20 protein-coding genes are annotated in these 20,489 nt (G+C 64.1%); 12 read left to right on the top strand and 8 right to left on the bottom strand.

Annotated features, from left to right (window positions below):
* Positions 1–78: 78 nt before the first annotated feature.
* Positions 79–762 (bottom strand): DnaA N-terminal domain-containing protein, encoded by a 684-nt coding sequence (locus AC58NV_RS20460; RefSeq protein ID WP_497228781.1) that lies wholly within the window; start codon positions 760–762, stop codon positions 79–81.
* A gap of 555 nt (positions 763–1,317) precedes the next feature.
* On the opposite strand from AC58NV_RS20460, the gene AC58NV_RS20465 reads away from it, so the two are divergent.
* Together AC58NV_RS20465 and AC58NV_RS20470 are read left to right on the top strand one after the other, a co-directional pair.
* Complete coding sequence (locus AC58NV_RS20465; RefSeq protein ID WP_497228782.1) at positions 1,318–2,622, top strand: AAA family ATPase; 1,305 nt, start codon at positions 1,318–1,320, stop codon at positions 2,620–2,622.
* A complete protein-coding gene (locus AC58NV_RS20470) occupies positions 2,619–3,719 on the top strand; it encodes a ParB/RepB/Spo0J family partition protein (RefSeq protein ID WP_497228783.1) in 1,101 nt (366 codons plus the stop codon). Before AC58NV_RS20465 ends, AC58NV_RS20470 begins: the two co-directional genes overlap by 4 nt.
* A gap of 442 nt (positions 3,720–4,161) precedes the next feature.
* Here the strand turns inward: AC58NV_RS20470 and AC58NV_RS20475 are convergent, their stop codons facing one another.
* A complete protein-coding gene (locus AC58NV_RS20475) occupies positions 4,162–5,202 on the bottom strand; it encodes an OmpA family protein (protein ID WP_497228784.1) in 1,041 nt (346 codons plus the stop codon).
* A 202-nt stretch (positions 5,203–5,404) separates the two neighbouring features.
* Between AC58NV_RS20475 and AC58NV_RS20480 the strand changes: the two genes are divergently transcribed.
* Positions 5,405–6,883: a caspase family protein gene (locus AC58NV_RS20480; protein WP_497228819.1), complete on the top strand. Its 1,479-nt coding sequence runs from the start codon at positions 5,405–5,407 to the stop codon at positions 6,881–6,883.
* 486 nt (positions 6,884–7,369) lie between these two features.
* Positions 7,370–7,927: a hypothetical protein gene (locus AC58NV_RS20485; protein ID WP_497228785.1), complete on the top strand. Its 558-nt coding sequence runs from the start codon at positions 7,370–7,372 to the stop codon at positions 7,925–7,927.
* A 43-nt stretch (positions 7,928–7,970) separates the two neighbouring features.
* Here AC58NV_RS20485 and AC58NV_RS20490 read toward each other — a convergent pair whose 3' ends face one another.
* From AC58NV_RS20490 to AC58NV_RS20515, 6 genes are all read right to left on the bottom strand, one after another.
* Positions 7,971–9,497, bottom strand: a complete 1,527-nt coding sequence (locus AC58NV_RS20490) for a DUF4384 domain-containing protein (protein ID WP_497228786.1) — start codon at positions 9,495–9,497, stop codon at positions 7,971–7,973.
* Positions 9,494–9,901: an ExbD/TolR family protein gene (locus AC58NV_RS20495; RefSeq protein ID WP_497228787.1), complete on the bottom strand. Its 408-nt coding sequence runs from the start codon at positions 9,899–9,901 to the stop codon at positions 9,494–9,496. The genes AC58NV_RS20490 and AC58NV_RS20495 overlap by 4 nt, the downstream gene beginning before the upstream one ends.
* The gene (locus AC58NV_RS20500; protein ID WP_497228788.1) at positions 9,898–10,311 is read right to left on the bottom strand and encodes an ExbD/TolR family protein; all 414 of its coding nucleotides are present in this window, start codon (positions 10,309–10,311) and stop codon (positions 9,898–9,900) included. Before AC58NV_RS20500 ends, AC58NV_RS20495 begins: the two co-directional genes overlap by 4 nt.
* 16 nt (positions 10,312–10,327) lie before the next feature.
* Positions 10,328–10,945 carry a MotA/TolQ/ExbB proton channel family protein gene (locus AC58NV_RS20505; RefSeq protein ID WP_497228789.1) on the bottom strand — a complete coding sequence of 206 codons (618 nt, stop codon included), beginning with the start codon at positions 10,943–10,945 and terminating at the stop codon, positions 10,328–10,330.
* 3 nt (positions 10,946–10,948) lie between these two features.
* Positions 10,949–11,368, bottom strand: coding sequence for a hypothetical protein (locus tag AC58NV_RS20510; protein ID WP_174147904.1), 420 nt, complete (start codon positions 11,366–11,368; stop codon positions 10,949–10,951).
* Positions 11,369–11,429: 61 nt separating this feature from the next.
* On the bottom strand, positions 11,430–12,275 hold the full coding sequence (locus tag AC58NV_RS20515) for a hypothetical protein (RefSeq protein WP_497228790.1): 846 nt from the start codon (positions 12,273–12,275) through the stop codon (positions 11,430–11,432).
* 192 nt (positions 12,276–12,467) lie between these two features.
* Between AC58NV_RS20515 and tssA the strand changes: the two genes are divergently transcribed.
* The 8 genes from tssA to tssG all read left to right on the top strand — a co-directional run bounded on the left by tssA (position 12,468) and on the right by tssG (position 20,488).
* Complete coding sequence (gene tssA / locus AC58NV_RS20520) at positions 12,468–13,541, top strand: type VI secretion system protein TssA (protein WP_497228791.1); 1,074 nt, start codon at positions 12,468–12,470, stop codon at positions 13,539–13,541.
* A gap of 70 nt (positions 13,542–13,611) precedes the next feature.
* Positions 13,612–14,127 carry a type VI secretion system contractile sheath small subunit gene (gene tssB, locus AC58NV_RS20525; RefSeq protein ID WP_497228792.1) on the top strand — a complete coding sequence of 172 codons (516 nt, stop codon included), beginning with the start codon at positions 13,612–13,614 and terminating at the stop codon, positions 14,125–14,127.
* A 15-nt stretch (positions 14,128–14,142) separates the two neighbouring features.
* A complete protein-coding gene (tssC, locus tag AC58NV_RS20530; RefSeq protein WP_497228793.1) occupies positions 14,143–15,639 on the top strand; it encodes a type VI secretion system contractile sheath large subunit in 1,497 nt (498 codons plus the stop codon).
* A gap of 67 nt (positions 15,640–15,706) precedes the next feature.
* The gene (locus AC58NV_RS20535) at positions 15,707–16,207 is read left to right on the top strand and encodes an Hcp family type VI secretion system effector (RefSeq protein WP_222505658.1); all 501 of its coding nucleotides are present in this window, start codon (positions 15,707–15,709) and stop codon (positions 16,205–16,207) included.
* Positions 16,208–16,298: 91 nt separating this feature from the next.
* A complete protein-coding gene (locus AC58NV_RS20540) occupies positions 16,299–17,102 on the top strand; it encodes a type VI secretion system accessory protein TagJ (protein ID WP_497228794.1) in 804 nt (267 codons plus the stop codon).
* Positions 17,095–17,592 carry a type VI secretion system baseplate subunit TssE gene (gene tssE, locus AC58NV_RS20545; protein WP_497228795.1) on the top strand — a complete coding sequence of 166 codons (498 nt, stop codon included), beginning with the start codon at positions 17,095–17,097 and terminating at the stop codon, positions 17,590–17,592. The genes AC58NV_RS20540 and tssE overlap by 8 nt, the downstream gene beginning before the upstream one ends.
* On the top strand, positions 17,592–19,469 hold the full coding sequence (tssF, locus tag AC58NV_RS20550; protein WP_497228796.1) for a type VI secretion system baseplate subunit TssF: 1,878 nt from the start codon (positions 17,592–17,594) through the stop codon (positions 19,467–19,469). The genes tssE and tssF overlap by 1 nt, the downstream gene beginning before the upstream one ends.
* Complete coding sequence (gene tssG / locus AC58NV_RS20555) at positions 19,433–20,488, top strand: type VI secretion system baseplate subunit TssG (protein ID WP_497228797.1); 1,056 nt, start codon at positions 19,433–19,435, stop codon at positions 20,486–20,488. The genes tssF and tssG overlap by 37 nt, the downstream gene beginning before the upstream one ends.
* The last annotated feature ends 1 nt before the right edge of the window (position 20,489 follow it).

The following is a 20,489-nucleotide window of genomic DNA, read 5'->3' on the forward strand; positions in this document are numbered from 1 at the left end:
ATAATGCCGCCACGCCATGGGGTTCAACCGCCCGCGCGCGGATTTGATCGCAGGCTCCAGTGAACCCAGACCCCGATCCTAGGCCTCGACCACAATGGCAGAGACCTCACCATCCACATCACGGCAGGCCGCTAGCAGCCGCGGCATCAGATGCGACATCACATAGTTCGCATGGAACCGGCTCGGCGCCTTCAGCACCAGCCTGCCCCCTGCCCTGCCCGCGCGCTCCAGCCCCTGCACCCAGGAGGCATAATTCGCCGGGTCCTCCGCATGCAGCACTGCCTTGGCCAAACTCCATTCGCTGCCGTCCGACACATCCGGGGGTGGCGGCACCGCACCGGGCCGCAGCGGCACCACATTCGGCGCAAGCTCATCCGCCCCCTGCATCCGGTGCTCAAAGTCCGGCCCAACGGCGCCCCAGCGCTCCTGCGTGTCCGCCAGCAGCCGCTCCAGATCAATCCCGTATTCGGTGACCCGCCCGCGGGCACCTTGGCGCTTCACCACCAGCCAGCCCATGCCGCGAAGCTTCGCCATCTCGCGCTTCACCGTGCGCTCGTCGACATTCCACAGCCGGGCAATCTCCCGCTGCCCGACGGCCAGCTCATCCCGCTGCCAGTTGTAGCGTGCCGTCATCAATGTCATGAAACGCAGAACCAGCTTCTGCGCCCCCTTGCCCTGGCCAAGCGCATAAGCCCCCATCGCCGTGAGGATATCATACTTCAGTGCAGAGGCGTTGCGCCCCGCAGGCCGTTTGGCAAGCATTGCTGCCCCCGTTTCTCCCTCCCTGCCCTCCTAGGCCGGGATATGCTGCCTCAAGTGCTCCCGGACTTGTTTGCCGGGAAATGCGTTGGCCGGTTTTGCCCTGAACTCAACGCTATTCGTTTGTTGTATCTGATTTGCGTCCGGAATTCCGATTCTGTCAAGCGCTGGCGGGAATTGAATTCAACCCCAATCCCTTTTTCGAAAGAAAAATTGGTATCAATGGTATTCGGGGACATCCTGGGTGACCCCTATTTAAGCCGAAATGTCCCCCAATCTGCTGTATCCCGGTCCGGGGTGTCCCCCTAAATCTGGCGTCTGAACCCCAGAAAAACCTAATGAAACGAATCGTTTGGCAGGTGCCTTCCGAATCGCCCTGCGCCTTATTTCACTGGGCCTTCTGCAGTTGTGTCCCCGCGGGGACAGGACGCTCTTCCCGACCATATTAGCTTTTGCGTTTTTTGCAAATTCGGCGTAAATGGATATTGAGGCTGAATAAGCGTCCGCAGGAAAATGGACGCCGTCATATAAGAACAACGTGCAGATCGAGGAGCAGTGATGTTTACGCACGAAGACCTGTCCAAAATGCAGGCCCAATCATTGAAGATGCAAAGCTGGATCCGCCAGCAGACCTTCTCCCCGGAAATGGAAAAGACCCTGCGCAGGTTCTCCTCCTGGGAAGTGGCGGAGCTGATCTTTCGCGTCAACCAGTCGACCCTGCGCGGGCGGCTCGCCACAGATCCCTCCCTGCCCCAGGGCCATGTCGAGGAGGACGGCCGCCAGCGCTGGTATTCGCTGGAGGAGATCAACGAGCTGCGCCGCCGCATCAAGATCAACCGCAAGTCGCTGCTGCCCAAGCGCCCCGCGGGGAAACGGGCGCTGCGGGTGGCGATCTCCAACTTCAAGGGCGGCGCCGGCAAATCCACCGTCGCCCTGCATTTCGCCCATGCCGCGGCGCTGGACGGCTACCGGGTGCTCTGCGTCGACTTCGACCCGCAGGCCACCCTGTCGCACTCCATGGGCCTCAGCGACGTCACCGAGGATTACACCGTCTGGGGCATCATGGCCCGCGACCTGGTGCGCGAGACCACACGGATGAACGCATCCCTGCAGGGGGCTGAGTCCGGCACCGCCCTGCCCCAGCGCCAGCTGCCCGAGGCGATCACCGGCATGGGACTGCAGGATCTTCGGGTCAGCGACTTCGTCAAGCCCACCAGCTGGCCGACCATCGACATCATCCCGTCCTGCGCCAACGCGGCCTTTGTCGAATTCGCCTCTGCCCAGTACCGCCACCTGAACCCGGAATGGTCGTTCTTCGCGGCGGTCTCCCGCTATCTCGACCAGCTGCCGGCCGAGGATTACGACCTGATGATCTTCGACTGCCCGCCCGCCATCGGCTACCAGTCGATGAACGCGGTGTTCGCGGCCGACATGCTCTATATCCCCTCCGGCCCCGGTTACTGGGAATATGACTCCACCACCTCCTTCATCGGCCAGCTGTCCGAGGCGCTGGAGGATTTGTCGGCATTTAACGGCGTTGTCCCCGCGGGGACATTTGCTTTGCCCAAGGTTTTCCAGGACGTCCGCTTCCTTCTGACCCGTTACGAAAGCGGTAACGATTTGCACCGTGCGATGCGTTCGGCATTTATGAAGGTTTTTGAGGGTAGAATGACGGAGCACCCGATCGAGATGACCCGCGCAGTCGAACAATCGGGCCGCTTCCTGAGTTCCATCTACGAAATCGATTACCGGGACATGACGCGCGAAACCTGGCGGCGCGCGCGGGCGTCGTTTGACCAGGCCTATGACGAATTCAAAGCCTACGCGCTGGAAGCCTGGGAAAACCTGGAGGATGAGGCATGAGCAAACGCAGAGTCTTCGACATCGACTTCACCCCTGATACGGCCGCTGTCCCCGCGGGGACAGCACCGGAAAAACCGGCAGACAAACCCGCTGAATCCCGCCGCGGCCCGATGGCTACCGCGATCTCCGAGAACGCCGATGCGCTGCGCACCCGCGCGGAAGCCGAGCAAAAAATCCGCGACGAAAACGACCGGCTGGCGCATGAGTTTGTGCGGCTGAAGAAGCTGGGCCTGATGGTCGACCGGATCCCGATCGGCAGGATCGGCGCGACCAAGCTGATCCGCGACCGCAGGGAGGGGCGCGACCCCGATCTGGACGAGTTGAAGGAATCCATCAAGGCCATCGGCCTGTCGAACCCGATCCGGGTCGAGGAAAGGGAAGACGGCACTTATGAGCTGATCCAGGGCTACCGCCGGCTGCGGGCCTATCTGGAGCTGCTGCGGGAGACAGAGGATGAATCCTATGAGCATATCCCCGCGGGTCTGGTGGCCAAGGGCGACACGCTGCATAGCCTGTACCGCCGGATGGTGGACGAAAACCTGGTGCGCCGGGACATCTCATTCGCCGAAATGGCCCAGCTGGCGCTGAGCTATACTCACGACGAGGGCACCCGGGCGAAGTCTCTCGAAGATGCGGTCAACGACCTTTACGCCTCTGCGGGCCGCCAGAAGAAGATCTATATCCGCCATTTCGCCCAGCTGCTGGGCGCGGTGGGCGATCTGCTGAAATTCCCGGAAGCGATCCCGCGCGCGCTGGGACTGGAGCTGAGGAAACGGCTGGAGGCTGATGCGGCTCACATCCCTGAACTGCGGGAGGCGCTGACGCGGGCGAAGGCCGAAACCGAAGGGGCGGAGCTGGAGGTGCTGCGCGGCTTTCTCGAGGGCAAGCGCAAACCTGCGCCCCGCGCTGCTGCAGCACCGCGTTCCGGTGTTGCCAAGACCACCCTGCGCTGCACTGTCCCCGCGGGGACAGTCCGCTGCCAGGCGCGCGACGGCAAGATCGAGATGGCGATGGAGCGCGACTTCTCCGAGATCGACCGGCACAAGCTGGAAGGCGCGATTGCCGCGTTCTTTGCCGCCCTCGAACAGGACGATTGAAGCAGCTGTCCCCGGGGGGACAGCGTCAGAAAAGTGGCGGAGGCCCGGCAGAGATGCCGGGCCTTTTTCATGTCCGGAGGTGGCAAGCGGCGGTGTTTCCGTCACGTGTCTCCGCGGGGACAGGCAATCACGAAGGTCTCGGCCTGTGAAGAAAATCAGAGCCTATACAAAAGGTTTTAGCCCGTCTTCGATTGCTGTCCCCGCGGGGACAGATGACCCTCCGGTGGCGGCTGGCGGCCGAACCAGTCAACCTGCGACCCAGCAGAGTTTCTGTGATGCGGGCAGGTTTTGGACTCTGCTCTGCCGGAAAGGCAATCTTGTCCCCACGGGGACAAGGCAAGGAAAGACGTCTGCTGAGAGCCGCTGGCCAAATGAAAAGACCCGGCGCGGGGCCGGGTCTGCTTCTGTGCAGCGTTGCTGTCCCCGCGGGGACAGCAACGGATCAGTTAAGAACCTTGAACTCGATCCGCCGGTTCCTGGCGCGGTTCTGCACCGTGTCGTTGGGCACCAGCGGTGTGCTCTCGCCATAGCCGACGGCGACCAGGCGTTCTGCCGGGATGCCCATCTCCTGCAGGTACTGGTTCACGGCCGCGGCGCGCTTCTCGCTCAGCTGCATATTCCAGGCGGATTTGCCCTGGCTGTCGGTGTGGCCGCCGACCTCAACCACCATGCCGGGGCAGCGGCGGATGATGTCCGACAGGCTATTGAGGAAGTCGCGGGAGTTGGCATCCAGGCGCGCGGTGGAGGGCGCGAAGTTCACGCTGCGGCCCTGCGACAGGATCTCGAACCTCCCGGTGCAGGCCTCGCGGCTGAAATCGCCGCTGGCCTCCAGCGCGGTGGCGGCGCCTGAGGCGGCTGTCCCCGCGGGGACAGAGGCGGTGGCGGCACCGGTGCGGTCGAACATCAGGTCCATGCTGACGAGGCCGACAGGGGTGATGGTGACGCCTGCGGCTTCTTCAAGTTTTTCCTTCCCGGCAACCAGGTTGAAGTCCTCCAGCTTCAGGATCACCGGCTGCACGGTGGCGACGGCAACGCGGTTACCGTTCAGCAGTGTTACCGCAACCGGGATGGTCAGCCCGGCCTCAACCCCATGCAGCGACAGGGTGACGGGCAGATCGATCTGCTTGCGCTGCACTGCAGCCAGATCTGCGATATGCGCCGGATCGATCCGCGCCGAAACCACAGCCTCGGGGTAGGTGAAGGTTTCAAAGAACAGGAACCGCATCCGCACGTTGCGCAGGTCGATGGAGGTGTCGACGGAATCGAGCGCGATATGGATCTTTGCCTCACCGGCTTCGGAGATGCTGCCGGAGAAAGCGGCGAAGCGGCTGGATTCCGCAATGCTGCCTTTTTTGATCGATATGAACCGGATGGCGGAGGATTCGGGCGTCAGCTGCCATCCGCCCTCAAACGGCCCTGCCGCCAGTGCAGGGCGGATGAGGAGAAGGAAAATTGTTATTATTGAAAGGGTTAAACGGTGCATGCGGGGTCCATCCGGGTTGCTGGAGGTGAGGCCCCGGCTGCGGGCCGGAACCGGAAATGATGCGCCCAGACTAACCGCAGAGTTGCCGCCGGGCGCAAGGGACGCGATAGTTTGGTAACGAAATACCCTTAAGAATTGGGAAGCAGCCCCCGCGCGGACGGGTGCTTGGGGCGGGAAGTGGAGCAGATACGTGCGAATTTTGATGATCCGGGTCCGGCTGATGCTGCTGGCCGCTGTTGCGTCCTGCTGGGGCGTCATGGCCTTGGCGGAGGAGCGGCTGGCGCTGGTGATCGGCAATTCGGCCTATGGCGCGGTTTCCGAGCTGGACAATCCGGTGCGCGATGCGCGGCTGATGGCTGAGACGCTGGAGGGACTGGGATTTGACGTGACGCTGGCAGCGGACGCCAAGCAGATCGAGATGAAGCGTGCGATTGCCCAGTTCGGGCGCAAGCTGCGCAGCGCCGGCGAGGACGCGACCGGGCTGTTCTATTATGCCGGCCACGGGGTGCAGAGCTTTGGCAGCAACTATCTGCTGCCTGTCGATGTGGCGCTGGCGGATGCGGCGGATCTGGATCTGATGGCAATCGAGGCGCAGTCGGTGCTGCGGCAGATGGCGTCGGCCCGGAACCGCACCAACATCGTGATCCTGGACGCCTGCCGCAACAATCCGTTCAAGGCGGTGGCGGATCTGAACGAAAGCGGCCTGGCGGAGATGAAGGCGCCGACCGGAACCTTCCTGGCCTATGCCACCGCGCCGGGTGACGTGGCGCTGGACGGGGAAGGGGAGAACAGCCCCTTCACCGAGGCGCTGGCGCGCGAGATCGTGGTGCCAGGGGCGCCGGTGGAGCAGGTCTTCAAACAGGTGCGCCGGGCGGTGCTGGAGCAGAGCGGCGGCAAGCAGACGCCCTGGGACACGTCTTCGCTGGTCAGTGACTTTGCCTTTGCCGCGGCGGCGCCGGAGATGGTGATGAGTGCCGCGGAAATGGAGGAGGCGCAGATCTGGGCTTCGATCAAGGCGTCGCGGGATGCGATGCAGATCATGCTTTTCCTGCGCGGTTATGGCGACGGCAGATATTCCGATGAGGCGCGGGCGCTGCTGGCGGAGCTGGTGCAGGAGGAACTGCAGAACGGCAATCCGGCGGCCGCAGAGGCGCCAGCCCCTGTTCAAGACGCCGAGACAGCGATGTTTCAGGCGGCGCAGGGGGATGGCAGCAAGGCGGCCTACGAGGCCTATCTGATGGCCTATCCTGAGGGGCAATTCGCTGAAATGGCCGCGGCTGAAGTTGCTGCGCTGGCTGCAGGCGCGGGCCAGGATCCTGCTGCGGGCGGCGAGGCGCCTGCCGTTGCGCCTGACCCTGAACCGGAGGCGGTGAAGCTGGCAGAGGCAGGCCCGGTCACCTATGCCAGCCCGCTGCAAACCAGCATGCCGGAGATTGCCGGGCTGACACTGGCGGAGGTGGTGACCCGCTCACCGTCCTTTCCGCCCGTCGAGGGGCTGCCGGAAAGCTACTGGAAGGACCAGTCCTGCAGCGCCTGCCACCAGTGGACGCGGGAGCGCCTGTGCACGCAGGGCAACACCTATCTGAGCCTCAAGATGCAGCGGTCGCTGGGCAAGCAGCACCCGTTTGGCGGCGCGCTGAAACAGGTGCTGAAGAGCTGGGCCGCGGGCGGCTGCCAGTAGATCCGCAGGAGCTGCGCCGGCAGGGCAGGGGAGGGGAATGCGTCCGCGCAAGCGCACGCGGCTCAGTGCTGCGTCCGGCGGGTTTCCCGGCAAACGGCAACTAAAGGCCTGGGCAAGCTGACGTTTTACCGCTTGCGGGCTGTTTGAGCCGGAGCAATTCGGAGAGCAATTCTGCGGGGCTGAGTGGCTTTAGGCAGTGAGGTTTTCAGCGGTCCGGGTGTTTGTGCCTATACTGAAGGCATAAGTTCTCTGACTGGTAGGCCTCTCATGTGTTTTCTTTGTACAAAGTGCCCCCGTTTCAGTGCCGTTATCGGAACCCTAGGCCTGTGCTGCGCCCTGGCCCTGCCCGTGCAGGCGGCACGGGACAGGTTTGATCCGTCACAGCCTTGCGGAACCGTCCTGGTTTACGAGGATGTGGTCGACAAGGTTCTGGTTGGCGCCTGGGTTTCAGGCTACCTGGCCAAGGCCGAGGGGCGGCTCAGGGTCATGGGGCCGGACGAATTGGGGAACATTCTCAAGGTCCTGCAAAATTTGTGCAGCGGCAACCCGAACGTGCGGTTCAGTGCGCTGGCTGAACAGATCGCGCAAAAGGCAACGGCAACTCCGCGGACACCGGCATCAGTGGCAGGGCGGCAACTGCTGCGGCGCTTCTTCGAAGCCGGTGCCGATCATGCGGCGCTGACCGCCAGCTTGAAACCGGCACCCGGCGATGTGCGCGCGGTCTATTCCGAACCGCTGGCGAGCCGGCTGATTGCCTCCTACGAACAGCTGTTCCAGCCCGGGGCGGCGATCCGCCCGAAACCGGAGCATGCGGACCTGATCACCATTTTCACGACCACCGGGGAGCTGCAATCCGGCGCGTCAGTGCTGGGCGAATTTCCCGGGGGGTACAAAAAGGTACTTCCGCATTTCATCGCCGATGTGCCGATCGGGCGGTTCAAGTTCGTCAAGCCAGGGGAGTCCCGGGGTTTGGCCTTTGACGGCCTGATTTTCGTCAACGGACGCTGGGTGCTGATGCCGAAGCCCTGGCGGGGGCTGGAGTGACCACGCGCGAAAGTACCGGTGTTTCGCCTTGACGGGCGGAGGATCACGGGGCGTGGGTGTCGATCAAAAAATAAACCCATTCTCCTTTGAAATCAGGGTGTTCGGCGCGGGCCTCTGCCACTTGGGTGCGCAGGAAGTCGAGGTAGGGTTCTGCGGGTTCGCTGAGCGGGCGGGTGCCCTCGTAAAGCGGGTGCGAGGCGGCAAAGGCCACCGCGATTTCCTGGCCGTAGGGCGGGCCGACGGTGATTTGCAGGCCGGGGTCTCCGGCTTCCTTGGCGCCGACACGCAAGGCGCTCTTGGCGGCGGCCTCTGCGAGCGGCACCAGCTCGTTCGGGGAGAGGTGCAGCACCGCGCCGCCGGCGTCGAAGTAATCCACGTAGACATAGGCCGGGTAGTCCGGCGCGGTGAGGTCGAAGAACAGCCGCTCACCGCCGGAATAGTCGAGCACCCGGGCATGGGCGTCTTCGCCGACCAGCAGCGGGTTGGTGATCTGGTCGGTGCTTTGCGGCAGGCCGACGTTTGAAATGCCTGCCAGCGCGCCGCATTGCGGCCGCGGCAACAGGCGCATCTCGTCCGAGACTGTGATGTCGGCGCCCATTTGTGCCTGAAGGGCTGCCAGAACAGGAGAGCGGAGGCCATCCTCGGGCAGGTGGCCGCGCACCTCCAGCGTGGCGGTTTCCGGAACAAAGGCCACCTGCAGGCGGGAGCAGGGCACAGCGGCGAGGATGCCGGAGACGCCGTCGCGCAGGGGATCTCCTTCAGCCGCCGCGTCGCCCGGCTGCATGAAGCTTTGGAACGCGGCGAGGGAGACCGGGTCGATGTCGCCGCTGCCGCCCTGAAAGGCGAGCGCGGCCTTGATGCGGGGGGCGTCCGGGATGGCGGCCGGTGTTTGCTGCGGATTGGGCGTGGTGCCGGGCAGCACGGGCGCATCCGGCTGCGCCTCCTGGCCGGGCTGGCTGGCTGGAGCGGTTTGCGGCAGCGCGGCCGCGTCGGGGCGTGCTGCTGCGGCGGCCGTCAGCGGAGCAGGTGCCGTTGCAAGGGCAAGTGCCGGTTCCTGGGCAGCGGCCAGCACCAAAGGCGCGGGGGCTGCGGCGGCGGCGGCCTGTGACAGCGCCGGGGCGGTGGCTTGGGCCTGCTGGGTTTGCGGGCTTGCAGCGGCCAGGCTTGCGGCCGGAAGGCTGGCGCTGGCGAGGGTGCTGCCGGCCGTTTGGGCCGGAGCCGCAGCGGCGGCTGGCGCTGCGGCGGCAGCAAGGATTGCAGCAGCCGGAACAGCAGCGGCAAGGCGGTCCGCGTCAGGCGGCTGCGGCAGGGCCGCCGATTGCGGGATGCTGCCGGACGCGAGTCCCTGGCTTTGCGCTTCGCTTTCAGCGGCTTGCTCGCCCTCGGGCGCCTGTTGCACGGCCTCGGAACGGGGGACGCGGTGGGCCTGCAGGTTGAGGCTGCTTTCCGGCGTGGGCTGCTGCGGAACCGGGTCGGGTGTCAGCGAGATCAGCAGCGCGGCGGCGCCGCCGGCGTGGACCAGGGCGGAGGCTGCAAGCCCCAGCACCCATATGGCCGGGGTGCGCGTCATCCGTCCGTTTCCGGGGTGACCACCAGCACCACGTCCTTGAACCCCAGCGCCTCGCCCTGGGCGACCAGCGGCAGCACGTTGCGCAGTTCCGCTGTGCGGTGGGCGTTGATGCGCAGGCGCAGATCCGGGTCGTCTGCCAGCAGCGCCGAGAGGGCAGGGGAAAGAGCGTTTCGGGGGATTGCCTCGCCGTCGAGTGCCAGGTCTCCGGTGGCGGAAACTGCCAGGGTGATGCCGCCTGAGGGCATGTCGCGGCCGGTGACGGCGGTGGCGGGGCGGACATCGAACGGCGCGGTGGCGTCCATCCGGCCGATCAGCATGAAGAAAACCAGCAGGAAGAACACCACGTCGATGAGGGCGATGATGGTTTCCGAATGCGGGTTGCGGGCCGGGCGGTTGAGTTTCATTGCACCGCCTCCAGCCGCAGGACGCGCAGGCGGGTGACGCCGGCTAGGGCGGCGCTGTCCATCACGGTGATCAGCGCCTGTGTCTGCGCAGCGCCGGAGGGGAGGATCACCACCTGGGTCAGCGGTTCCTCTGCCACCGCGGCGGCGAGGGTGGCGCGGAGGGTGTCCTGATCCAGTCCAGCGCCGCGCAGCACCGGCACACCGTCAGCGCCGAGGCGGATCATCAGGGTGCCTGCCGGCGCTTGCGGGCTTCCTGTTGCGGCGCCTTCGGAGGGTTTCACCGCCGGGATCATGTCGAGATTCAGATAGGTGGACGTCACCATGAAGAACACCAGCAGGATCAGCATGACGTCGATCATCGGCACCAGCGAAATCAGGGCGCGGGGACGGGCAGGCCGGTTGATCATCATGGCGGCGTCCCCCGTGTCAGCGCGACCCGTCGATCAGCAGCAGGCGGCCGGCGGCGCTTTCGATCGCCTGCGCGGCGGCGTCGATGCGGGCTGCGAACAGGCCCGCGGCGATGGCAGCGGGGATGGCGACAAGCAGTCCCGCGGCGGTGGTCAGCAGCGCCTGCCAGATGCCGCCGGCCAGCACAGAGGCATTGGCAGCGCCTTGGGCCAGTTCCAGCTCCTGAAACGACTGGATCATGCCGAGGACAGTGCCGAGGAGGCCAAGGAGCGGCGAGACCATGGCGATGAGTTCCAACAGGCGGATGAGGGAATTCATCCGGCTTACCTCCTCATTGCCGCGGCGTTGCAGTTCGTCTTGAAGGAGCGGTCCGCGCAGGCCCTCCTGCAGGGCCTGCATGGCGTAGCCCATCACCCGGTCGGCTGGGGATTTGCCGCCTGCAATGCTGTCCTGCGCCTGCTTGCGGTCGCCGTCTTTCCATTGGGTCAGCGCCTGCTCGCGGGCGTCAGAGCCGGACCGCACCGGCCAGAGCTGGATCAGTTTGACGGCGATCACCGTCAGCGACAGCAGTGACATCAGCGCCAGGATCACGATCACTGGCCCGCCGGTGCCGAGCATTTCCCAGGTGCCGGCCATGGTTTATTTCACCAGCGGCGCGGCGGCGCGGGAGCCGAGCTCCAGGATCGGGAAACAGTCCATCTGCTCTTCGTTCTGGGGCTGGCAGGAGGTGATGTCGTGCAGCAGGATCTCGGAGATGTTGCTGCAGGCGATCTCGGGAATTTCAAAGAGTTTCAGAGTGGTGCGCTGGACGGGCAGGGGGGCGGCGTCGATCGACAGCAGCCGGTCGATCACCCCCTGGCCGTCGAGGATGGCGAGCGACATTTCAAAACCCTCGAAGCTCTTGCCGGTCTGGTTGCGGAACAGGAAGAAGGCGCGGCAGCCGCCGCCCTCGATTTCCTCGGTCTTGTTCAGCTCGACCCGCAGCGGGCCGGTCTCGGCCGCGGCGGCCAGCGGCAGGCAGATCAGGGCGAGGGCAGAAAGCAGGCGGTTCAAGGGCATCACTGTCTCCGGGTTCCGGTTGGTGTTCGCCAGCCCGCCGGGTGCGGATTGGTTCTTTGGATCAGACCAGTGCGGTCAGGGCCTTTTCGATCTTGTCCATGGCGTCGCGGGCGGAATCGAGGTCGCGGCGTTTCAGGTGGCGGGCGGCCACATGCAGGGCGCGGCCCAGGCGGTCGCGGACCTTGCCCGGGGCGCGGGCGACATTGGCCTGCAGCGACTGGGCGCGCTTGACCTGGGCGCCGAGCGAGCGCTGGTCCATTTCGCGCTGGCCGCGTTTCATCGACTTGCCTTCGTCCTCTCGGTCCTTGCCGATGCGGGCGACGGCGCGCTCGATCACCACGATCATCGTTTCGGCCTCCTGCAGGCGGCCGTCGTTGATCAGGCTGACGGATTTGGCCAGTGCGCGTTTCAGTTTCAGCTCCAGCGGTCCTGGGGCAAGGCCGATGCGCGGCTGGATGCGTTTCAGGCGGCGTTTCAGCGGTGCGATGGCCTTGGGGTCGATGCCGGAGGCGGAAATGTCGGAGACGTTTTCCTCCGTGACCTGGCCCTCGGGGGCCTCGGGTTTGAGGCTGTCCAGCAGGTTGCCGCCGTCATCGTAGAACAGCACGTTGACCTTGGCCGGGTTGCGCTTGAGGAATTTCTTGAGTTCGGTGACCATGCGCTGCGGCGCGCTTTCGCAGATCATCTCCATATTGCCGGAGCGCACCACATAGGTGCCCCAGGCCATGGGCGGGCCGCCGCCTTCTTTCTTCATCGGGGCCTTCAGGGTTTCCGGTTTCTTGCCGGGCTGGATCATCAGCAGAGGGTCCTTGCTGGCATCGAGGCAGAAGGCGAAACTCATCCGCTTCTTGGCGCCTTCGCGGACCATCTCTTTGACTTCCTTGCCAGAAATACGATCAATACTCATCATTCAGCCGCCGCTAAAAGCATGGAAAAGGTTTGACATTAGGATGGCGATAAGGCTCTCTTGGGGTCAAGTTATTGTTTGAGGTTTCCGCGGGTTTAACCACCAGGCTCGAAAAGAGTGGCACCTGCCTTACGTCGCGTTACCTATCTGAGGCGCGGCCAATAAAGAATGCACCCAGGGGGGCGAATAACGATGGATCCTGCAGTATTGCTGCAATCCAAAGGGGAGGATTCCCCTAGCGGTGAAAACCTCGAATATGACCCGGCTTTCACCGAGATGGAGCTGGCGGCTCAGCCGGGCGAGGAATCGGTGGTGGGCGATGAGAAGATCGAGGCCACCGATCCCGACTACCGTGAAGTTCAGAAGAAGGCGCTGGAGGTGCTGGAGCGCAGCCACGATCTGCGCGCGGCGGTGTTTCTGGGAGATGCGCTTTTGCATTCTGAAGGGCTGCCCGGTTTCGCCGATGTGACGGCATATATCCGCGGCTGCCTGGAGGAGTTCTGGGAGACCTGCCATCCGGAGCTGGATGAGGACGACGGTGATCCGACGATGCGGATCAATGCGATCCAGGATCTGTGCGGCCAGCCGGACGGCATGGCCGGCGCGTCGCCGCTGTACCGCTCGCTGCGCCGCGCGCCGCTGAGCGAAAGCCGCGGCTTCGGCCGCTTCTGCCTGCGCGACATCGAAATCGCCGAAGGGGTGATGACGGCGCCGGAAGATATGGAGCATGTCCCGGATACCGCCACCATTGGTGCGGCGTTCCAGGACAGCGACGAGGAGGTTGTTGCGGCGCGGCTGGCTGCGGTGAAGACCGCAGAGGAGAACGTCCGGGCGATCTCGGCGGTGTTCGACGAGCAGACACCGGGGCAGGGGCCGGACCTGAGCGCGCTGATCAAGCTGCTGCAGCAGATTTCCAAGCGGATCGCCACCTATGCTAATATGAGCGCGGAGGACGATGCTGCGGGGGATGAGGCCGCAGAGGATGGAGCCGAAGACAGCGGCGCGGCTGCGGCTCCGGCCGCGGGCGGGCGCGCGGTGCCGTCTGCGCCAGGGGCGATCAACTCGCCCGCGGATGTGTCCAATACGCTGGACCGCATCATCAGCTATTACCGGCGGGCGGAACCCTCCAGCCCGCTGCCGATCCTGCTGGAGCGGTGCAAGCGGCTGGTGGGGGCCGATTTCCTCACCATCATGAATGACATGGCCCCGCAGGGGGTGGAGAACGTCCACCTGATCGGCGGGATTGATGAAGACGACGACGACTGACGGACACGGAAAGATTTGCGGCGGAACCTGCTGCCGCATCCGTGAAAGCAAGACGAGTAAGGAGACCTAGATGGCCGGAAGTTCACAGAAATTCATTGCCCGCAACCGGGCACCAAGGGTCCAGATCGAATATGACGTGGAGCTGTACGGCGCCGAGAAGAAGGTGCAGCTGCCCTTCGTGATGGGCGTGATGAGCGACCTGGTGGGCAAATCCGAAGTGGAGCAGCCCGCGGTGGCGGACCGCAAGTTCCTGGAAATCGACGTGGACAACTTCGATGACCGGATGAAGTCGATGGCGCCGCGGGCCGCCTTCACCGTGCCCAACACGCTGACCGGCGAGGGCAACTTGGCGGTCGACATCACCTTTGACAGCATGGACGATTTCAAGCCCGCCGCGATCGCCGCCAAGGTGGAGCCGCTGCGCGAGCTGCTGGAAGCGCGCACCCAGCTGTCGAACCTGATGACCTACATGGACGGCAAGACCGGCGCCGAGGATCTGATCTCCAAGATCATCCAGGACCCGAGCCTGCTGAAAACCCTGGCGGCGCAGCCGAAACCCGGCGGCGACGCCGACAGCGAAGAATAAGAGGGGAGGACAAAGATGGCTGAAGAAGAACTCCAGGCGGAAGCCGCTGGTGGTGAAGCCGCCTTTGGCTCAACCGAATTTGCGGATCTGCTGCAGAAGGAATTCCGGCCCAAGTCGGATCAGGCCAAGACTGCTGTGGAAAGCGCGGTCAAAACCCTGGCCGAGCAGGCGCTGGCAAATTCCGCGCTGATCTCCGATGACGCGCTGCGCTCGATCGAGAGCATCGTGTCGCTGATCGACCAGAAGCTGACCGAGCAGGTGAACCTGATCCTGCACAACGAGGAATTCCAGCAGCTGGAAAGCGCCTGGCGGGGCCTGCATTATCTGGTCAACAACACCGAGACCGATGAGCAGCTGAAAATCCGGGTGATGCCGATCACCAAGAAGGAGATGTCGAAGACCCTGAAGAAGTTCAAGGGCACGGCATGGGACCAGTCGCCGATCTTCAAGAAGGTCTACACCGAGGAATTCAGCCAGCTGGGCGGCGAGCCCTACGGCTCCCTGGTGGCCGACTACCACTTCGACCATTCGCCGCCGGACATCGAGCTCTTGGGCGAAATGTCCAAGATCGCCGCAGCCGCGCATGCGCCGCTGATCACCGGCGCCAAGCCGACGCTGTTCCAGATGGACAGCTGGGCCGAACTGTCGAACCCGCGCGATCTGACCAAGATCTTCCAGACCCCGGAATATGCCGCCTGGCGCAGCTTGCGCGACAGCGAGGACGCGAAATACGTCGGCCTAGCGATGCCGCGCTTCCTGGGCCGTCTGCCCTATGGCTCCAAGACCGACCCGGTTGAGGAGTTCGCCTTCGAGGAAGACACCGCAGGGGCGGGCAGCGAGAAATACGGCTGGGTCAACGCGGCCTACGGCATGGCGGTGAACATCACCCGTTCGTTCAAGATGTACGGCTGGTGCTCGCGCATCCGCGGCGTCGAAAGCGGCGGCACGCTGGAAAACCTGCCCAGCCACACCTTCCCGACCACCGATGGCGGCGTCGATCAGAAATGCCCGACCGAGATTGCCATCGACGACCGGCGCGAGGCGGAACTGGCGAAGAACGGCATGATGCCGCTGATCCACCGCAAGAACACCGACGTCGCGACCTTCATGGGCGCGCAGTCGCTGCACAAGCCGGCCGAGTATGACGATCCGGACGCCACCGCCAACGCCAATCTGGGCGCGCGGCTGCCGTATCTGTTCGCCACATGCCGGTTCGCGCACTATCTGAAGTGCATGGTGCGGGACAAGGTCGGCTCGTTTAAAAGCCGTCAGGATATGGAATCCTGGCTGCAGGACTGGATCAACAACTATGTTGATTTCAACGCAGACATCTCTTCGGAGAACGAGAAGGCGCGCAAGCCTCTGGCCGCAGCCGAAGTGGTTGTGGAAGAGGTCGAGGGCAACCCGGGGTATTACACCTCAAAATTCTTCCTGCGCCCGCATTACCAGCTGGAGGGGCTTTCCGTCTCGCTGCGTCTGGTATCGAAACTGCCCTCGGAAAAAGGAGGCTGATTACCCACTCCCCAGCCTTAACCAAGCATAGTGCAGTAGAGTTCTTAAATTTTGAAAGGATAGAAAAATGGCTGCAAACATGTTCGTACAGATCTCGGACATCGAAGGCGATGCAACCGAGGAGAACCACAAGAAGTGGATCGTTGTTCAGTCGGCAAGCTGGAACGTTGAACGTGCTGTCGAGATGACCGACCTGGGCTCCACCCAGCGGATGCACGCAAACTCGAACTTCGGCAAGATCGAGCTGACCTCGCAAATGGGCAAGGCATCGAACGACCTGGCGCTGTCGGTTGCCAACGGCACCGTGCGCCCGGAAATCATCATGCACTGGTGCCGCTCCGGCGACAGCGCCAGCCAGGGCCTGCTGGTCTATTCGATCTGGAAGCTGAAGGACGTGGTTGTCGACAGCTACTCGATCTCGGCAAGTGAAGACGGCATCCCGGAAGAGACCTGGTCGCTGGCCTATGCGTCGCTTGAGCACGAGTACAAGTCGACCAACCAGAAGACTGGTAAACTCACCACTGAAGGCACCTTCAAGTGGAACGTGCAGACCGGCAAGGTCGAGTAAACCTTTTGGCTGGCCCCGGGTGTATTTGCGCCCGGGGTCCGTTTTTTCTGACGTATTTGCAGCATCCATCCTCGTTGCGGAGTAGAGCCCCATGACACCCGAAGAGCATCTGAAAGCTGGTGATCCCAAGGCGGCGCTGGAGGCGCTGCAAGCCAAGATCCGGGCGGATGCGAGCAATCCGAAACTGCGGGTGTTCCTGTTTCAGCTGCTGTGTGTGCTGGGCGACTGGAACCGGGCGATTGCCCAGCTGAAGGCGGCGGCGGGGCTGGATGAAGGCGCCACGGTGATGGCGCAGGCCTACCGCGAGGCGATCATCTGCGAGGTTTACCGCGAGAAGGTGTTCGCCGGTGAGAAGTCGCCGCTGATCCTGGGCGAGCCGGAGGAATGGCTGGCGCATCTGATCGAGGCGCAGAAACTGCTGGCGGCCGGCAACCCGAAGGAAGCCGCGGAGCTGCGCGCCAAGGCCTTCGATGCGGCGCCGGCCAGCCCGGGCGAGGTGAACGGCAAGCGGTTCGAATGGATTGCCGATGCCGACATGCGGCTGGGCCCGGTGCTGGAGGCGGTGATCAACGGCAAATACTACTGGCTGCCGTTTTCCAAGATCGTCTCCTTCGAGGCGGAAGAGCCGAGCGATCTGCGTGATGCAGTCTGGACGGCCGGAACCCTGACACTGGCGGGCGGCGGCGCGGTGGCGGCGATGATCCCGACCCGCTACCCGGGCAGCGAGAAGGCCGACGGGCTGTCGATGCTGGCGCGCGCCACCGTTTGGGAGGATGCCGGCGAGGAAACCTATACCGGTCTGGGCCAGCGGCTGCTGGCGATCGGCGATGAGGACATTGCCATCATGGACGTGCGCACACTCCGGATGGATGGGCACGGCGAAGAGAATGGCTGACAAGACACTGGCCGAGCGCCTGCAGCCCTCGCTGCTGGACCGGCTGACCGACAATGCACCTGGTGATCTGAAGGAAACCCGTGAGAGCCGGGTGATAGACCTTGTGCGGCTGCGGGAAATCATTCAACGCGATCTGTCCTGGCTGCTGAACACCCAGAATGTCGAAAGCCATTTCGATGCGGAGAAGTTTCCTTCGGTATCGGCCTCGGTGCTGAACTACGGGCTGGTGGAAGTGGCGGGCGAGGCCTCGACCACTGAGAAAGCCCAGGCGATCCGGCGGTCGATCAAGCAGGCGATTGCGACCTATGAGCCGCGGATCATCGAAGGCTCGGTCGACGTGCGGCTGCAGGATGGCACCGATGCGACCGAGATGACAGTCGGGCTGGAGATCCGCGCCGACATGTGGGCGCAGCCGATGCCGCTGGAGCTGTATTTGCGCAGCAAGGTTGATCTGACCACCGGCGAAGTGGAAATGGAAAGGGCCATGTGATGGATACACGGCTGCTGACCCACTACGAGAATGAGCTCAATTACCTGCGCGACATGGGCGGGGAATTTGCCGCTGCCTATCCCAAGATCGCCGCGCGGCTGGGGATGGAAGGGGTCGAAGTTCTCGATCCTTATGTGGAACGGCTGCTGGAAGGCGCCGCCTTTCTGACCGCGCGGGTGCAGCTGGAGCTGGAGCTGCAGTACCCGAACTTCACCTCCAACCTGCTGGAGATCATCTATCCGCATTACCTGGCGCCAACGCCGTCAATGATGATCGCGGCGTTTGAACCGGATGTGGCGAACTCCGCCGTCAAAAGCGGCTATGTGCTGAAACGCGGATCGACACTGCGGTCGCGGCTGACCGAGGGCGAGCAGACGCCGTGTGAATTCCGCACCGCTGCCGATCTGACCATGTGGCCGATCCAGATCACCGAAGCGCAGTATATCGACGGCCGCGGCGAGCTGGTGGCGGCGGGCGTGGCCACCGGATATGACGCGCGGGCGGGCATCCGGCTGAGGATCAAGCGGATCGACGGCGACCCGATCAGCAAGCTGGATATGGACAGCTTGTCGCTGTACCTGACCAGCGAGGCGGGCAACAGCTGGCCGCTCCTGGAGCTTTTGTGCACCCAGGTGCAGGGGATCGTGGCACGCTCCACTGACCGGCGGGCCGACTGGCAGCTGCCGCTGCGCGGCGCCAAAGTGGTGCAAAGGGGCTTTGGCCCGGATGAGGCGCTGCTGCCCCTGCCGCGCCGGGTCTATGACGGCTACCGGCTGCTGCAGGAATATTTCGCGATGCCGGAGCGGTTCCGCTTTGTCGAGCTGCAGGGGCTGCAAGCGGGCCTGCAGAAGTCCGAGGGCAACGAGGTCGACCTGTATATCCTGCTGCGCGAGGGCATGCCGGAGATTGCGCCGATCGTGGTGCCGGAGGTGTTCAAGCTGAACGCGGTGCCGGCGGTGAACCTGTTCGAGAAACGCTGCGACCGGGTGCGGATTTCGCCGATCGATACCGAGCATCATGTGATTCCGAACCGTACCGCGGGCCTCGATTTCGAGATCTACGGGCTGCAGAGCGTGACCGGCATCAGCGGCGAGGGCGAAGACGATGTTATCTTCCGCCCGTTCTACTCCGCCAATGACTTCACCGCCGCGGGCGAAAGCCACCCGGCTTATTACACCGTCAAGCGGCGGATGCGGCAGCGGTCGGAGAAGGAGCGTCTGCGCGGGGTGCGCAGTTCCTACCTGGGATCGGAAGTGTTCCTGACGCTGGTGGACCGGGCGCAGGCGCCATACTCTGCAGGGCTGGAGCAGTTGGCGGTCAATGCGCTGTGCACCAACCGCGATCTGCCGATGCTGCTGGCCACGGGCAGCGATGATGTATTCCACCTGCCCGAGGGCGGCCCGGTGCAGAAGGTGACGCTGCCGGTGTCGCCGACCCGCCCGCACCCGACGCTGGCGCAGGGGGATACCGCCTGGCGGCTGATCTCGCATCTGAGCCTGAACTACGTCTCAATCGCTGAAACCGGCAAGGGCCAGTCAGCTGAGGCGCTGCGCGAGCTGGTGGGGCTGTATGCACCGCTAGGCGACCGGGTGACGGAAAAGCAGCTGGAGGGCATCCTGTCGGTCGGCGCCCGCCCCATCGTGCGCCGGATGAGCGACGAGGTGCTGTCCACCGCGGTGCGCGGGCTGGAGATCACCCTGGGCTTTGACGAGAGCTTTTTCGAGGGCAGCAACATCTATGCGCTGGGGGCCGTGCTGGAGCGGTTCTTCCGCGGCTATGCCAGTATCAACTCGTTCACGGAGACCGTCCTGAAAACCGAAAAACGCGGGGAAATTGCCAGATGGCGACCGGAAAAGGGCCTCGGCCGGATGATCTGAGCCTCTATGGCCGGCTGGCCATAGACCCTGAAAAGCACCATGTTTTTCAGGCCCTGAGGGTATTGGAGGCGCATTTCGATGATGCCCCGCGCCTTGGAGAAAGCCGCCGCCCGCGCCAGGACCGGCTGCGTCTGGGGCAGGAGGCGGAGCTGGCATTCCCGCCCTCGACCATCGCCGCGTTCAAGCCGGCCGAAGGCGACAAGCCCGCGGTGCTGACCAACCGGTTCTTCGGATTGTTCGGGCCGCAGGGGCCGCTGCCGCTGCATCTGACCGAATACGCCCGCGACCGGAAGCGCAACCACCGCGACCCGACGATGGTGGCCTTTGCCGATATGCTGACGCACCGGCTGATGAGCCTGCTTTACCGGGCCTGGACGCAAGGCTCGCCCGCGGTGAGCTTTGACCGGGCCGATGACCCTATGGCGCGCAAAGTTGCGTCGCTGATCGGTTACAACGGGTTCAAGTTCACCAGCCGCGACGACATGCCGGACCTGGCCAAGCTGCATTTTGCGGGCCATCTGGCGAAGGGCGCCAAGAACGCCGAGGGGCTGGTGTCGATCCTGTCGGCGTTTTTCGAAGTGCCTGTTAAGCTGGAGGAATATGTCGGCAGCTGGCTGCAGCTGGAGCCGGACGACCGCTGGCAGCTGGGTTACGGCGGGCTGGGCCAGACCACCAGCATTGGCGAGAAGGTGTGGAGCCGCACCGCGAAATTCCGCATCCGCATCGGGCCGCTGAAACTGGAAGATTATGAACGGCTGCTGCCGGGCGGCGCGGCCTTGAACCGGCTGCGGGCAATTGTGCGGTCTTATGCCGGCGATGTGCTGGACTGGGACGTGAACCTGATTTTGGCGGGCGACGAGGTGCCGCGGGCATCCTTGGGCGGCACCACGCGGCTGGGGCACACCAGTTGGGTGCGCTCGCGTCCCGATCCGGATGCGGATCAGCCGGATGTGAATGACTTATACCTGTACCCGGGGCTGGGCGCCGGGGCTCATGAGCGAGTAGAGGGAGGGATTTGAG

This window comes from Leisingera sp. ANG49 (genome assembly GCF_059694505.1).

Coding starts and splice junctions, on each gene's coding strand:
- AC58NV_RS20460 (WP_497228781.1), bottom strand. CDS start 762: ATGCTTGCCAAACGGCCTGCGGGGCGCAACGCCTCTGCACTGAAGTAT.
- AC58NV_RS20465 (WP_497228782.1), top strand. CDS start 1,318: ATGTTTACGCACGAAGACCTGTCCAAAATGCAGGCCCAATCATTGAAG.
- AC58NV_RS20470 (WP_497228783.1), top strand. CDS start 2,619: ATGAGCAAACGCAGAGTCTTCGACATCGACTTCACCCCTGATACGGCC.
- AC58NV_RS20475 (WP_497228784.1), bottom strand. CDS start 5,202: ATGCACCGTTTAACCCTTTCAATAATAACAATTTTCCTTCTCCTCATC.
- AC58NV_RS20480 (WP_497228819.1), top strand. CDS start 5,405: ATGATCCGGGTCCGGCTGATGCTGCTGGCCGCTGTTGCGTCCTGCTGG.
- AC58NV_RS20485 (WP_497228785.1), top strand. CDS start 7,370: ATGGGGCCGGACGAATTGGGGAACATTCTCAAGGTCCTGCAAAATTTG.
- AC58NV_RS20490 (WP_497228786.1), bottom strand. CDS start 9,497: ATGACGCGCACCCCGGCCATATGGGTGCTGGGGCTTGCAGCCTCCGCC.
- AC58NV_RS20495 (WP_497228787.1), bottom strand. CDS start 9,901: ATGAAACTCAACCGCCCGGCCCGCAACCCGCATTCGGAAACCATCATC.
- AC58NV_RS20500 (WP_497228788.1), bottom strand. CDS start 10,311: ATGATGATCAACCGGCCTGCCCGTCCCCGCGCCCTGATTTCGCTGGTG.
- AC58NV_RS20505 (WP_497228789.1), bottom strand. CDS start 10,945: ATGGCCGGCACCTGGGAAATGCTCGGCACCGGCGGGCCAGTGATCGTG.
- AC58NV_RS20510 (WP_174147904.1), bottom strand. CDS start 11,368: ATGCCCTTGAACCGCCTGCTTTCTGCCCTCGCCCTGATCTGCCTGCCG.
- AC58NV_RS20515 (WP_497228790.1), bottom strand. CDS start 12,275: ATGAGTATTGATCGTATTTCTGGCAAGGAAGTCAAAGAGATGGTCCGC.
- tssA (WP_497228791.1), top strand. CDS start 12,468: ATGGATCCTGCAGTATTGCTGCAATCCAAAGGGGAGGATTCCCCTAGC.
- tssB (WP_497228792.1), top strand. CDS start 13,612: ATGGCCGGAAGTTCACAGAAATTCATTGCCCGCAACCGGGCACCAAGG.
- tssC (WP_497228793.1), top strand. CDS start 14,143: ATGGCTGAAGAAGAACTCCAGGCGGAAGCCGCTGGTGGTGAAGCCGCC.
- AC58NV_RS20535 (WP_222505658.1), top strand. CDS start 15,707: ATGGCTGCAAACATGTTCGTACAGATCTCGGACATCGAAGGCGATGCA.
- AC58NV_RS20540 (WP_497228794.1), top strand. CDS start 16,299: ATGACACCCGAAGAGCATCTGAAAGCTGGTGATCCCAAGGCGGCGCTG.
- tssE (WP_497228795.1), top strand. CDS start 17,095: ATGGCTGACAAGACACTGGCCGAGCGCCTGCAGCCCTCGCTGCTGGAC.
- tssF (WP_497228796.1), top strand. CDS start 17,592: ATGGATACACGGCTGCTGACCCACTACGAGAATGAGCTCAATTACCTG.
- tssG (WP_497228797.1), top strand. CDS start 19,433: ATGGCGACCGGAAAAGGGCCTCGGCCGGATGATCTGAGCCTCTATGGC.